This window comes from Cupriavidus sp. Met-2 (assembly GCF_049843575.1).
Classification (GTDB): domain Bacteria; phylum Pseudomonadota; class Gammaproteobacteria; order Burkholderiales; family Burkholderiaceae; genus Cupriavidus; species Cupriavidus metallidurans.
In genome coordinates this window covers 269661-283297 of record NZ_JBBHZL010000008.1, presented here as the reverse complement: position 1 = coordinate 283297, position 13637 = coordinate 269661, and the positions used below count along the sequence as shown (strand labels likewise).

At 65.5% G+C, this 13637-nt stretch carries 14 protein-coding genes; 7 read left to right on the top strand and 7 right to left on the bottom strand.

All coding sequences use genetic code 11. From position 1 onward, the window contains the following. The first annotated feature begins 9 nt into the window (after nucleotides 1–9). The 6 genes from WD006_RS18780 (at nucleotide 10) to WD006_RS18755 (ending at nucleotide 4903) form a co-directional block, all read left to right on the top strand. A complete protein-coding gene (locus WD006_RS18780; protein ID WP_011518025.1) occupies nucleotides 10–771 on the top strand; it encodes a CHAD domain-containing protein in 762 nt (253 codons plus the stop codon). Nucleotides 772–823: 52 nt separating this feature from the next. Further along, nucleotides 824–2251 carry a tRNA uridine-5-carboxymethylaminomethyl(34) synthesis GTPase MnmE gene (mnmE, locus tag WD006_RS18775; RefSeq protein WP_011518024.1) on the top strand — a complete coding sequence of 476 codons (1428 nt, stop codon included), beginning with the start codon at nucleotides 824–826 and terminating at the stop codon, nucleotides 2249–2251. Nucleotides 2252–2297: 46 nt separating this feature from the next. Beyond that, on the top strand, nucleotides 2298–2888 hold the full coding sequence (locus tag WD006_RS18770; protein ID WP_011518023.1) for a hypothetical protein: 591 nt from the start codon (nucleotides 2298–2300) through the stop codon (nucleotides 2886–2888). Between the two features lie 12 nt (nucleotides 2889–2900). Then, on the top strand, nucleotides 2901–3497 hold the full coding sequence (locus WD006_RS18765; RefSeq protein ID WP_011518022.1) for a TetR/AcrR family transcriptional regulator: 597 nt from the start codon (nucleotides 2901–2903) through the stop codon (nucleotides 3495–3497). A 59-nt stretch (nucleotides 3498–3556) separates the two neighbouring features. Then, entirely contained in the window at nucleotides 3557–4123 is a 567-nt protein-coding gene (locus WD006_RS18760; protein ID WP_008650831.1) for an OB-fold putative lipoprotein, read from the top strand. Between the two features lie 180 nt (nucleotides 4124–4303). After that, nucleotides 4304–4903, top strand: coding sequence for an Sbal_3080 family lipoprotein (locus WD006_RS18755; protein WP_011518021.1), 600 nt, complete (start codon nucleotides 4304–4306; stop codon nucleotides 4901–4903). 122 nt (nucleotides 4904–5025) lie between these two features. Here the strand turns inward: WD006_RS18755 and WD006_RS18750 are convergent, their stop codons facing one another. The 3 genes from WD006_RS18750 to WD006_RS18740 form a co-directional block, all read right to left on the bottom strand. Beyond that, nucleotides 5026–6000: a M14 family metallopeptidase gene (locus WD006_RS18750; RefSeq protein WP_011518020.1), complete on the bottom strand. Its 975-nt coding sequence runs from the start codon at nucleotides 5998–6000 to the stop codon at nucleotides 5026–5028. 17 nt (nucleotides 6001–6017) lie between these two features. Further along, nucleotides 6018–6989, bottom strand: a complete 972-nt coding sequence (locus WD006_RS18745; RefSeq protein WP_029306820.1) for a Bug family tripartite tricarboxylate transporter substrate binding protein — start codon at nucleotides 6987–6989, stop codon at nucleotides 6018–6020. A gap of 163 nt (nucleotides 6990–7152) precedes the next feature. Continuing rightward, nucleotides 7153–8091: a LysR family transcriptional regulator gene (locus tag WD006_RS18740; RefSeq protein ID WP_011518018.1), complete on the bottom strand. Its 939-nt coding sequence runs from the start codon at nucleotides 8089–8091 to the stop codon at nucleotides 7153–7155. Nucleotides 8092–8150: 59 nt separating this feature from the next. Here WD006_RS18740 and WD006_RS18735 point away from each other — a divergent pair, with 59 nt between their 5' ends. Then, entirely contained in the window at nucleotides 8151–8990 is an 840-nt protein-coding gene (locus WD006_RS18735; RefSeq protein WP_029306821.1) for a MerR family transcriptional regulator, read from the top strand. Between the two features lie 46 nt (nucleotides 8991–9036). Here WD006_RS18735 and WD006_RS18730 read toward each other — a convergent pair whose 3' ends face one another. From WD006_RS18730 to WD006_RS18715, 4 genes are all read right to left on the bottom strand, one after another. Beyond that, nucleotides 9037–9909 (bottom strand): metal-dependent hydrolase, encoded by an 873-nt coding sequence (locus WD006_RS18730; protein WP_011518016.1) that lies wholly within the window; start codon nucleotides 9907–9909, stop codon nucleotides 9037–9039. Beyond that, complete coding sequence (locus WD006_RS18725) at nucleotides 9906–10907, bottom strand: alpha/beta fold hydrolase (protein ID WP_029306822.1); 1002 nt, start codon at nucleotides 10905–10907, stop codon at nucleotides 9906–9908. Before WD006_RS18725 ends, WD006_RS18730 begins: the two co-directional genes overlap by 4 nt. Next, nucleotides 10904–11794 carry an SDR family NAD(P)-dependent oxidoreductase gene (locus WD006_RS18720; RefSeq protein WP_011518014.1) on the bottom strand — a complete coding sequence of 297 codons (891 nt, stop codon included), beginning with the start codon at nucleotides 11792–11794 and terminating at the stop codon, nucleotides 10904–10906. The genes WD006_RS18725 and WD006_RS18720 overlap by 4 nt, the downstream gene beginning before the upstream one ends. A 77-nt stretch (nucleotides 11795–11871) precedes the next feature. Further along, nucleotides 11872–13437 carry a flavin-containing monooxygenase gene (locus tag WD006_RS18715; RefSeq protein ID WP_029306823.1) on the bottom strand — a complete coding sequence of 522 codons (1566 nt, stop codon included), beginning with the start codon at nucleotides 13435–13437 and terminating at the stop codon, nucleotides 11872–11874. Between the last annotated feature and the right edge of the window lie 200 nt (nucleotides 13438–13637).

The window sequence follows — 13637 nt, the reverse complement described above, 5'->3', positions numbered from 1 at the left end:
GATACCGCCATGAGCCGTCCGCCCGAGCTGCATCGGAAGATGCGCCCTGCCGCCGCCTTTGTCATGCTGGGCGGCTCGGGCCTGCGCATCGTCGAGGCTCAGCTCGACGCCCTGCTGCAACGCGACATAGCGGAAGATGTGCACGCACTGCGCGTGGCCGTGCGACACCTGCGTGCGGTGACCTGGGCATTCGGCCCGATCCTGCCGCGCGCCGTCATGGAGCGCTGGAAGCTGGCGCTCCATGACGTGGCCGATGCCGCCAGCGCCGTGCGCGACTGGGACGTCTTTCTTTCCGAAACGCTACTGCCTGCCCTTGCCATGCAACCCGGGGACCCGGTGCTGGTCGCGTTGATCGACGTCGCCCATGCCAGGCGCGCCGAGGCACGCACGCTCATGGTCACGCAGTTGACGCGCTACCGGCAGGCGCCATTGCCCACCCTTTACCGGGATCTGCTGCACCTGTCCGATCCCAAGACCCGCCACGGGCAGCATGGCCGCATGGCTGCGTTCGCGCGCGGGCGCATCCGCAAAGCGCGCGGGCGCGTACGCGATCTGGCGCGCGTGGCACGCGACGGCCAGATCGCACACATCCATGCGCTGCGGATCGGCAACAAGCGATTGAGGTATGCAATCGAAGCGCTGTCCGATGTGCTGCCCAAGCGCTACCGCAAGCGGCTGCACGGCAAGCTCATCGCACGCCAAACCGAACTCGGCGGCGTCATCGACGACGCCGTGGCGCACAGGCTGATATGCGAATGCCTGGCAAGCTGAGCCTTGCCACCCCGATCGTCCCCCATGCGGACGATCTGCGACAATACTGGCCATGACCGTATCCCAGATTCCCATCGCCGCGATTGCCACCGCGCCTGGCCGTGGCGGCATCGGCGTCGTGCGTGTTTCCGGCCCCGATGTCGGCGCCGTGATGCGCGCCGTATGCGGCCGCGCGCTGCAGCCACGTCACGCCACCTATCTGCCGTTTCTCGATGCGCGTGGCAATGTCATCGATCATGGCCTCGCGCTCTACTTCCCGGCACCGAATTCGTACACCGGCGAGGAAGTGCTTGAGTTGCAGGGCCATGGCGGACCGGTGGTGATGCAGATGCTGCTGTCGCGCTGCCTCGAGGCCGGCAAGGACATCGGCCTGCGTGTGGCCGAGCCGGGCGAGTTCACACGACGCGCGTTCCTCAACGACAAGCTCGACCTCGCGCAGGCCGAGGCCGTGGCGGATCTGATCGAAGCAAGCACGGAGGCCGCGGCGCGGTCTGCGGCGCGGTCCATGGAGGGAGAGTTCTCCAAGGCAATCCACGCGCTTGTGGAAAAAGTCATCCACCTGCGAATGCTGGTGGAAGCCACGCTGGACTTTCCCGAAGAGGAGATCGATTTCCTCGAGGCCTCCAATGCACGCGGCCAGCTGACACGCATTCGCGAAGATCTCGCGGGCGTCCTCAAGCAGGCGCGGCAGGGCTCATTGCTGCGTGAAGGATTGTCGGTGGTTCTGGCCGGACAGCCCAATGTGGGCAAGTCCTCGCTGCTCAATGCGCTCGCCGGCTCGGATCTCGCCATCGTCACGCCAATTGCCGGCACCACGCGCGATCGCGTGCGCGAGACGATCCAGATAGACGGCATCCCGCTGCACATTATCGACACCGCAGGTCTGCGCGACGATGCCGCCGACGAAGTGGAACGCATCGGCATCGAGCGCACATGGGAAGCCATCCGCCACGCCGATATCGTGCTGCATCTGATCGACGCGGCGGACTACATCGAGCATGGCATTTCGGAGACCGATGACCATATCGACGATCGCCTGAGCGGCCAGTTGCCCCCCGGGTCTCCAATCGTTCGCGTCATCAACAAGATCGACCTCGCGCCATCCGTCGGCGCGATGGGATTTGGCGGCAACCGCCCGCATGTGGTGGCGGCCAATGGGCCAAACCCGACCGAGATCTGGATCTCCGCACGCACCGGCGCGGGCATCGACCTGATGCGCAGCGAACTGCTGCGCCTGATCGGCTGGCAGTCCGGCAATGAAGGCGCGTTCCTGGCGCGGGAGCGCCATCTCATCGCGCTGCGCAACGCGGAATCGCACCTCGAACTCGCCGAGGCCAGCGCCTCGCAGCACGCCCAGGCGCTGGATCTATTCGCGGAGGAACTGCGGCTGGCACAGGATCACCTGAACAGCATCACTGGAGAGTTCACGAGCGATGACCTGCTGGGGACAATTTTCACGCGGTTCTGCATCGGGAAGTGACGGCTTGGCGAGACAAGACCGGTAGCACAAGGCGAACCGTCTCCTGATGTCTTCCGCGAAAACCGCTCGCCCCCTCACCCCCGGTGAGATCGCGCTCGCCCGCAGTGTCTTTGCCGATGACATCGACTACGGGCAGGTCCGCATTCACGCGCGGAACTACGTGTTCTGGCAGGGTGCCGGATACATCATCACGCCAAACGGGCAGATGTACCTCGGCCGAAGGCTGCGTCACTACACAGACTTCAGCGCTGCCGGCATCCAGATCCAGGCGTTCTTCATTCACGAGATGGCGCACGTCTGGCAGCACCAGCACGGCGTCAACGTGTTGTGCAGAGGACTTGGCGAGCAGATCCGGCACTTCCTCGGCTTCAACCAGTACCGGTACCGGCTGGAGCCCGGCAAGCCACTCACGGCCTACAAACTCGAGCAGCAGGGCGACATCATGCGCGACTTGTTCCTCGCGCAACTTGGACATCCGACGCCGTATGACGCCGAAGCATACGTCGCGATGACAGGCGCACCTGCAAGAGGCCGCTCGATCGGTATCACTCAACTGGACGCCGTTGACTTGGCAAACAATGTGGCAGACCATCCCGGCACGGATGGTGAGTCAGTCCACAAGGATGGAAGTCAGTGATGGGAGTCAGTCATGCCGCGGGTATCGAAAGCGGAAACGGAAAAGAACCGTATAGCCATTGAACAGGTTTCGTCCCAGTTGTTTCGTGAACAAGGATTTCACGGGATCAGCGTAGCCGATCTGATGGGTGCGGCCGGACTGACGCACGGCGGCTTCTACGGCCATTTCGAATCGAAGGATGCGTTGGCGGCCATCGCCTGCGCGCGCGCATTCGAGGAGTCGAACGCGCGCTGGCGCAAACGTGTGGAAGAAGCGCCTGACAAGGCAACCGCGCTCGCGGCGCTGATCGATGGCTATCTGTCCACGCGCAACCGCAATGCGCCTGGGAGCGGCTGCCCGGCGGCGGCGCTGGCCAACGATGTCGCGCGCGAGGGCGATGACAAACCGGTTCGCGCGACCTACCACGAAGGGCTCGAAAAACTGCTGGATGTTCTGGCCAGCATCCAGCCGGGCGGCAACGCCGCCGCCAATCGCGCTAATGCCATCGCGGAGATGGCCACACTGGTCGGCGCCCTGGTGCTCTCGCGCGCCACGCAGGGCACGCCGCTGTCCAACGAAGTGCTCGCGGCAGCCAGGGGATATTTGCTGGCCCGGGTCAGCAAGGAGTAGGCGCGTTAAACTGGCGGCCTTTCTCCACTTACCTGGCTCCAGAGGAGCCCGTCCCCGAGATGTTGAGCCGCCTGCAGCAATCCCTCATCGCCGTCGTTGCCGTGGTCGTCCTCGGCCTGTTGTGGTTCGTTGGCAATGACAAGGGGGACGTCGTACCGGTTGAAACCGGCGCCGCTCCATCATCCCAGCCAGCCAGCATCCCGCGCGGCATCCCACGTAACGGCACGCTCGACCCGATCAGCATCGACCCCGAGCGTCCCGCCGACGTCCTGCCCCAATACCAGGCCGATGGCCTGTTTGCCGACTATCGCGACAATGCAGGCGAGGCCGACGACCGCTATCGCGGCAAGTACTTCATCGTCGAAGGCGTGGCCAGCGGCATCCGGCGCGACGACGGCAACAATGTGTTCCTGGAAATCCGCACCAGCAACCCGGGTGAACTGGTCCGGGCAAACCTGCTGCGCCGGCAGATCTGTGGCCCGGCAGGCAGGGTCTGCGAGGTTGAGGCGCGCGCCACCATGGTCCGGCGTGGCCAGAAGGTGGCCGTCGAATGCACGGGCGCCGGGCAAGGCGAGGGCGGCGTGCCGCTGCTGAATGACTGCCTGATTCGCGGCGGCGCCAATTAAATCGCCGTCCCGCGCGGTGCCGTGCGCGGCACGCGGGAGATTTGCGGCATCAGTGCCCCGTTGTTCAGTGATTTGACCCTGTGCCCGCGCGTCTACAGTACGCAGGCATGGTGCCGCCAATGCGCCCCTCATCCGGATCCGGGCGGCCGGCGCCCGCGCCGACGCGACTCAGGACACACGATGAAAAGAGCAACGATTGCCGCCATGCTGGCCCTGCTGGCCAGCGGCTGTTCCACCTACCAAGCCGTCACACCGGTCGACCAGGGCCAGGCTGACCCGATCGCCAGTTTCCAGCCCGGCCCCTATGGCGGACCGGCGCAGTTCCGCGTCAACGGCAATCACGTGGTGGGTGCCGATGGCGCGCTGTTCTGCATCATCCCCAATCAAGTGAACGGCAATGCCTATGTGGAGAACTTCGCGGACGCACTGCGCGCGCGCAATTTCGAAGTGAAGGTCCTGCAGCCGTATTCGTCGGTGGCGGCATGCCCGATGACCGCCACGTACACGGCCCAGCGCCAGACGTTCGTGACACCGTTCCTGGTCTCGGTCGACATCACGGTATTCCGCAATGGCGAGCGTGCCGGCAAGGCCATCTACAACGCCAATCGCAGCGCGGGCGGCATCAATCTGAGCCATCTGATCCAGCCGGACGCCAAGATCGACGAACTGGTCGACCAGCTGTTCCCGGGCCTGAAGCCCCAACCGGTACCGGCCCAGGTAGCACCGGCGCCTACTCCGGGTTCGCAGCCAGGCTCCGGTGGCGCCGCGCCCGCCGCCTGAGCGAGCGGCATTCAGGCCTAAGAAAAGCGGGGCCGGGGAACGCCTCTTGAGGGGGCATCTTGCCGGCACGCCGCATGAAGATCGCGAGTTTCTGGCGCGTGGATGCTCCAGTGCTCCAGTGCTCAGGCTTCCAGCCGACCCAGACGCACCACGGTCACCCCGGGCCGCAGCTGGCGCAGCGAGGGCATCACCAGCACGCAATTGGGATACGGCGTGAGCACCTCGGCACCGTCGTTCCAGCCGATCACGGTTCCGGCATCGGCAAAGGTCTCCAGCCCCGTGTACGGGCCGGCAAAGCGGAAATCCATGCTGGTCGCCACCACGGGCTCGGTCACGCGAATCACGCGCTGCGCGGCCGGCAGCGGGCGCAGCCAGCCCGCGGGCAGATCGGCTTCCTCGACGATGCCGGCGCTGAGCAGGAAGCGCGCCGTGCTGTCACGCGCGACGTCCACCGCCGAGGTCTCCCAATGCTGGCCACATTCGATCAGCAGCGCATTTCGCGGGCTGGCCGGATCGCCAAAATCCGCGTAATCGCGCATCCGGCGGCCTTCCGGATGGCCTTCATCGACGATGATGTCGGCCGGGGCGCCAATGGCACGTGACAACGCAATGCCCTTGTCGAGCGGACCGGACACGATCAGCGGCCGGCTTTTCTCGTGCATCGAGTGCAGGTCGAGCAGCAGGTCCACCGTATCGATCACCGGACGCATCGCGCGCGCCCGGCGCAGTTCGGACGAATCGCGCGACACGTCGTCGAGCACCGCCGAAGTCCAGACCCGGTTGAAGTCCTGATCGACGAAGCGCGACGCATCGGGCTTCGCCGCATCGAAGCGCGCGTAGGCGTCGACGTTGGCGAACGACAGCGTGAGCCTGCCGCGTCGCGGCCGCAGCCCATGGTCGAGCAGCCCGGCCACCGTGATCGCGCCGCACACCTCGTTACCGTGCGTCAGTGCGTTGATCATCACGTGCGGCCCGGGCAGGCCGCTGTCGAACGTATGGAGGTAGGCGATGCCGGTGTTGCTCTCGGCATACGGGCCAATATCGGGAAATTCGACTTCGACGGGGTAGGCGTCGAAGGCGGGAGCAGTCTGCGTCATCAGGACTTCCTCAGGAGTTACTCGCGAATATCGGCCGCCTGCACGATCGTGCGATAGCGGCTGGTTTCGCGCTTGATGAAGCTCGCGAACTGGGCCGGATTGGCCGGCGCCACTTCCACGCCGGCCTCGGCCAGCTTCTTGCGAACTTCGGGCATGGCCAGTACGGCCTGCATTTCATTATTCAGGCGATCAATAACAGGGCGGGGAGTAGACGTTGGCGCCATCAATCCGAACCATACCCCCATGTCGACGCCCTTGAGCGCCGGGGTCTCGGCCAGCGCCGGCACGTTCGGCGCCACGCTGGCGCGCTTGGCTTCGGTGACACCATAGGCCCGAATGCGGCCCGCCTGGATGTGCGGCAGCGCCGAGGACAGCACCATCACGGCCAGGTCGATCTGACCGCCGAGCAGGTCGGTGGACATCGCCGAGGCTCCCTTGTACGGCACATGGGTGATGTTGACCTTACCCTGCTGCTTGATCAGTTCGCCGGCCAGGTTCAGCGGCGTGCCAACGCCGGAAGACGCATAGGACAGCTTGCCCGGCTGCGCCTTGGCCAGCGCCATCAGTTCGCCGGCATCCTTGGCCGGCAGTTGCAGCTTGCCGACCAGCACCATCGGCTGCGTGCCGACGAACGTGATCGGCGCCAGGTCCTTCTCGCCGTCATAGCGCACGGCCGGGTTGGTCAGGCGGGCGATCGACACCTCGCTGCCCGAGCCCATCAGCAGGGTGTAGCCGTCGGCATCCGCCTTGACCACTTTCTGCGCGCCGATCGTGCCGCCAGCGCCGCCGAGGTTCTCGATCACCACGCTCTGCCCCAGACGCTTGCCCAGTTCCGGCGCCACGGTACGCGCAACCAGATCGACGCTGCCGCCCGCGGTATAGCCCACCACCAGCGTGATCGGCTTGGTCGGGTAATTGCCGGCCGCGCTTGCGGCGAATGCACAACAGGCGAGGGAGGCGGCAACGGCCGCGCGCAGCAGGGTCTTCATGATTTCTCCGGGCAGTTCTAGGAATGTTGTCCGGCGATGGTAGAGAGACGCGCAGCGGGAAACATGCGGCTTTGGCAATGTGGATTGCCGATTTGGCAATGGCTGTCTGACTCCCCGCTCCGCACGACGGGTGTATAGACCGGGAGAAGGGACGAACCAGTGCTCAGGCTGCCGCCGCGGCCCGCCAGAACGCCTCGGCCAACGGGCGCATTTGCGCGCGCGGGCGGTACAGGCGGATATCAAGCGCGAGGTCGGCGGAGTCGCCGCCCTGAAGATCGGCACGCACCAGGCGTCCCGAATGGAGATCGTCGGCAATCAGACGCGCCGGCAGCCAGGCCAGGCCCATCTTCTGCCGCACCATCTCGTGTACCGACTCGGCGAAGTCACTGACGGCGATCACGTCGAGCCAGCTTGCCAGCTTGCGGCGGGCAATCTCCTGGTTGACCATGCGGCCCATCGTCAGCGTCTCCGCATAGGCAATCATCGGCACCGGCGCGGGGCGCGTGCCCGACTTCGGTCGTTGCAGCCGGAAGGCGGGGCCACCACGCGCATCGGCAGCCGCCACGCAGACCATGCGCTCCACGCCCACGGGATGGAACACATAGCGCGCGTCGTCCAGCATCACGGGCATATCGTGCGGACTGTAGCAAAGCAGAAAGTCAGCATCGCCCTCGGTGAACATGGCCAGCGCATCGTGCGTGGCATGGGTCGATAGCCGTGTGCGAAAGCCGGCGCCGGCCGGGTCGTCGCGCAGTGCCTCGCGCAGGCCGGCCAGCCATGCTGGCACCATCGAACGCGCGAGCGTCTTGCCGGTGGCGATGGTCAGCGTGCTGGCGTCCGCGCGATGCGCCGCCCGCAGCGACAGGCGTGCGTCCTCCAGCGTGCGCAGCGCCGTCTGCGCGGCCTCCAGGAACTGGCGGCCCTCGGCGGTCAGCCGCACCGGAAACGTGCTGCGATCGATCAGTGGCGCGCCGGCCCAGACTTCGAGCGCCTGCATCCGCCGGCCAAATGCGGGCGGCGTGACGTTGCGCAACTCGGCGGCACGCGCGAGACTCCCGGCCTGGGCCAGGCAGACGAAATCTTCGAGCCAACGGATATGCATGGGGACGGCGGGAGGAGATGCCGCATTGTAACGTCGCCGACTCAGTTAGAATTTTCGCCATGGTCTCGATCAAGCGCAGCGGCACGCCCACTCCTTCCAGTCCTACCGATTCCGACTCAGCGCAGGCGGGCGGCAAGGCCTTTCCCGAATACACCATCGACGAGCTGGCGCGTGTGGCCGGCACCACCGTCCGCAACATCCGCTCCTATCAGGACCGCGGGCTCATCGACCCACCCGAGCGGCGCGGGCGCGTCGGCATCTACACGCAGGCGCATCTGGGCCGGCTGCGGCTGATCCACCATCTGCTGGCGCGCGGCTACACGCTCGCCAACATCATGGAACTGCTCAAGGCGATCGTCGAAGGCCACGACCTGCGATCGATCCTGGGTCTCGAGACGGCGATCAGCAGCCCCTGGAACAGCGAAGCACCGCGCCACTACTCGTACTTGGCGCTAGCACGGTTGTTCGGCCGCGCGATCTCGCGCACGGCGCTGGCCAAGGCGATCTCACTGGGATTGCTGGAACCGGATGGCTTCGGCTACCTGGCCCGCAGCCCGCGCGCGCTGGCGGCGGGTGCCGAGATGGCCAAAGCCGGGTTTCCGCTCGAGGACGTGCTCGACATCATCGAGCAGGCGCGCGGCCACTTCCAGGCCGTGTCCGACCGGATCGTCGGCATGGTCGTGCGCGAACTGGACCGCTTCGGCGAAGGCAAGCTGCCGCCGCCATCCGAAGTGCCGCGCATCGTGGATGTGCTCTGGCGCATCCGGCCACTCGCGCTGGTGGCGCTTGAGACCGAGATGATGCGGGCGCTCGAAATCTCGGCCAACAAGTATCTCGGGGACCGCGTTGCCGCGATCCTCGAACATCTGCATGAAGAGGGCGGATCGGCGGGCGATTGATGCGCCGGCCGAGCTCCCGCACACCTGCCGCTTGCCACCTGCCGCGTCACGCCACGCTACGGATCGACGGCGCGCGCGTGCTGGCACCCGCGCGAATCGCCGTGTCCTCGATCTCCGAGATCAGCGGCGCGATGCGGCTGAGCTCCGCGCGATTGTCGTCATCCCAAGGATGGAACCCAGGCCGGAAGTAGGCGAACCATTCCGGAATCATCTTGCGCAGCGTGCCCGGCGATCCCCACAGGAAGTTCATCACGCTGCCAAAGCCGAGCAGCTTGTTGCGGCATGACTTGTCCGCCATCACCAGCCTGACGTGGAAAACGAACACCATGGCCCAGAACGTCACGGTGGTGGTGAGCATCGTGAACGTTCGCACGAAGTAGCGGTATGGGCCGGGCTTCATGACCACGTTCCATACGTCGTAGGCCACGGCCTTGTGCTCGGTTTCCTCCAGCGCGTGCCAGGTCCATACCTGCCGATAGCCAGGCTCCGAATCACCCATTTGACGCGGATCGGCCAACACGCCAGCAGCCAGCATCGCCGTGTAGTGTTCCAGCGCGATCGTGTGCGCGAGCTGCCATGATTTCGGCAGGATTTTGCGCAGCAGATTGAGCAGGCTGGCCACGCGGCTGTCGAGCTTGCCGGCAGGTAGGCCAACATCATCGAGCAAACGGTTGTAAAGGATGTGCTCGCGTGTGTGCATCGCTTCCTGTCCGATGAAGCCGGCCACGGCCTGCTTGAGTTCTGGGTCGGCGATACGGTCGCGATAGTTGCGCACGCTGTCCATGAAGAAGCGTTCGCCGGCCGGAAAGAAAATCGAAAGTGCGTTGATGAAGTGGGTGACGTGCCGGCCGCGTTGATGCCAATCGCAAATGCGTTCCGGCGGGAGATGAGGGTGTACGTCACGGCGGACAGGCATCATGATGCGAACTCCTTGCTGAATGACGGACGTGCCTCGCGCACACCGTCCAGAAAAGGCAACAGGTCAGCGGCCACGCGCGGAGGGTCTTCTTCCATTGGGATGTGGCCAAGCCCCGCGTAACGGCGCAGCGTCACGTCGGGAATGCGGGCCGCGAACTCGGCCGCGTGCGCGGGTGGAATCCAGCGGTCGCGATCGCCCCACAGCACCAGCGTGGGCACGCGCACGCCGCGCAGGCGTTCGGTATCCAACCCATCGAAATCGAGCTTCGGCACCATGCGACCTACGGCTTCACGGCTGCCTGCGGCATAGAAGAAATCGACGTAGCGGCGGAACGTGGCCTCCGGCACGTGCGACGCATCACCATAGACATCGCGTGTGGCCGCGCGGATGATCCACTCCGGCAACATCCACGGCGCCGACCAGCGCACCATGGCGTGCCGGAACAGGTCGATGTAGATCGGCAGTTTCATCGGGAAACCTGCGGCATCCACCAGCACCAGCCGGTTCACCAGCGACGGCCGGCGCGCGGCGAGGTCCCATGCGATCAGTCCGCCGAGCGAGTTGCCAATCAGCGTTGCACACGAGATGTTCACTGCGGCCAGGAAGCCGTCGATGAATGCGCGATAGACGTCGACATCCATCGTCATGATGCGACCATGCGCGTCACGCAGCGGACCGGTGAGGCCAAACGGCGCGAGGTCGAGCCGCACCACGCGATAGCGGCGACGCAGCATCGGCATCAATCCCTCCCACGTATGCAGCGATGCGCCGAATCCGTGGATCAGCACCAGCGGCTCGCCCTCCGGCACGCCTTCCTCGGTGTAGTGGACCAGCGTGCCCATCACCGATACCCAGCGGGACGCGGGCAACGCATGGCGGTGCGCCAGCGTTTCACGCGACAGGCTGAACAGGCCGATGCGGCCTTGCCCGAACCAGCGCGTGAACGCACCCGGCGGCGACTGCAATGCCGCCTCACGTGAAAGCGCGGCGCGATTCATGCGCGTTCTCCGCGTGCGGGCGCGCCCGCCGTATCGGACAGCAGTCGCTTGCTCTTGCGTCGCGTATCGCGCACCACCAGCGACTGGTACGCGGCAGGCAGGACGCGGGAGAGGGCATCCGCCGCGTAGGCATCCGGGCCGATCAGCACGCGGCGCTTGTTCGCGCGCACCCCGTCCAGAATCACGCGCGCGGCCTTGTCTGCCGTGGTGATGAAGAACTTCTCGAACTCCTCGCGGCCCTGCTGCGCGTCGCGCACCAGCAGCCCGTTCACGCTCGACGAGACCCGGCTGGCACGCGCGATATTGGTCTTGATACCGCCTGGATGCACAGTGGTCGCGGACACGCCGCAGTCCATCAGATCGAGTTCCTGGCGCAGCGATTCCGTAAATCCGCGCACCGCGTATTTGCTGGCGTTGTACGCGCCCATGCCGGGCTGCGCGAACAGGCCGAAGATGCTCGACGTGTTCACCACATGGCCTTCACCGCTGGCCTTCAGATGGGGCAGGAATGCCTTCGTGCCATACACCACACCCCAGAAGTTGATGCCGATGATCCATTCGAGATCGTCGTAGGCCATGCCTTCGATCGTGCTCGACAACGCCACGCCGGCATTGTTGAAGATCAGGTTCACGCGGCCATGCGCACGCGCCACGTCATCCGCCCAGGCATGGACGGCGGCGCGATCCGCGACATCCACGCGATGACTGGTGACCTGCACCATGGGCGCCACGCGGCGCACTTCGGCCACCGTCTGCGCGAGGCCCGCCTCATTGCAGTCCGATATCGCCACGTGGCAGCCGGACTGCGCGAGCTGGATGGCCAGACAGCGCCCCATGCCCGAGCCGGCGCCGGTGATCGCGGCAACCTTGTTGTGGAAATCCTTCATGCATGTCTCCCGATATCGTTATGGGGTGCTGCGGTGTGGATGAGGGCGCAGGGTTGTGGGATGGGTGCGACCAGATCTCAGGCGCGGGCGGTCTCGGCCTGTTCGGGTAGCGGGGCAACGCCTTGTTCGCGCATGGGCCAGCGTTCGTAGTCGGCCATGCGGAAGGTCTGCGTCGCGCGCCAGAACTGCCATGTGAAGCCTGGCCACAGCGTGGTGTTCTTGCCGCTGCGCGGGTCCATGTACCAGCTCGCGCAGCCGCCTGCCGACCAGATCGTGTGATTCAGCTTCTGCTGGATGCCACGGTTGAAGCCATCCTGGATCGACGGGCGCACGTCCACGGCTTGCACGCGTTCCTGGCGCATCTGCTGCAGCGCGTCGAGCACGTAGCGCACCTGCGACTCGATCATGAACACCATCGAACTGTGTCCCAGTCCGGTGTTCGGCCCCATGATCAGGAACAGGTTCGGGAAGCCCGAGACCGTGGTCCCGAGGTACGCCTCCGCGCCGTCGCGCCAGGCATCGAGCACGTCACGGCCATCTCGCCCGATGATCACGCCACGCGGCAGCGGATCGGTGGCGCGGAAGCCCGTGCCCAGGATGATGCAATCGGCCGGCCTGCGGCTGCCATCGCGCATCACCAGCGCGTCCGGTTCCACATGGTCGATGCCCGTGGTCACCACATCGACATTGGCGCGTGTGAGCGCACCGTAGTAGTCGTTGGACATCAGCACGCGCTTGCAGCCGATCGTGTAGTCCGGCGTCAGCTTCGCGCGTAGCTCGGGGTCGCGCACTTCCCGCGCCAGGTGGCGCCGCGCCATCTGCTCCACGGCCTTCATCAGCTTCGGATGCATCACGAAGCCCATCACGCGCATTTCCAGCATCCAGTACAGGCCGGCGCGTACCAGCCACTGCGTGAAGGGGAACTGGCGGAACATCCAGCGCTCCAGCGCGGAAACGTCGCGGTCCGGCTTGGGCATGACCCACGGCGGCGTACGCTGGTAGAGGTCGAGGCGATCCACCTGTGGCGCGATCTGCGGCACGAACTGGATCGCGCTGGCGCCAGTGCCGATCACGGCCACGCGCTTGCCCGCCAACGGATAGTCATGGCGCCACTGCTGGGAGTGGAACGTGGTGCCGGCGAAGGTATCGAGACCGGGAATATCGGGAATGGCAGGGCGGCTGAGCCCGCCCATCCCCGAGACCAGGATCCGGGCGCGCACGCGCCGGCCATCGGCCATTTCCAGCCGCCAGACCCCAGCGGACGCGTCCCAGACGGCCTGCTTCAGTTCATGGCCGAAGCGCAAATGCGAGCTCAGGCCGAACGTCTCGGCGCTGTGTTCAAGGTAGCGGCGAATCTCCGGCTGCGGCGAGAACATGCGCGACCAGCTCGGATTGGGCGCGAACGAAAACGAGTAGAGATGGGATTGCACGTCGCACGCACAACCGGGATAGTGGTTGTCGCGCCAGGTGCCGCCGACCGAACCGGCTTTCTCGAAGATCAGGAAGTCATCGACGCCAGCTTGCTTGAGACGGATACCCATGGCCAGCCCAGAAAAGCCGCTGCCGATGATGGCGATGTCGCAGGCAGCGTCGTTGGGACGCGTGGGGATGAGACGGTCGGGCAGATCCACGGGTGCATTCATTTGGCGCATTCCGGTGGGTGCGCGGGTGTCGCCTTCGAGGGCGGCGACACGATCACGACACCATTGATTGTGACATTGAACGATGTCATCGTAGGTATCGCTGTGGCGTGGGTCAATGTGCTGGTTTGAAGATTTGCTCTATTTTTCGGCGATTTCCAGCGGCCCCTAGCGCACATGAAACAGGGTGCGCACCGAGAAAA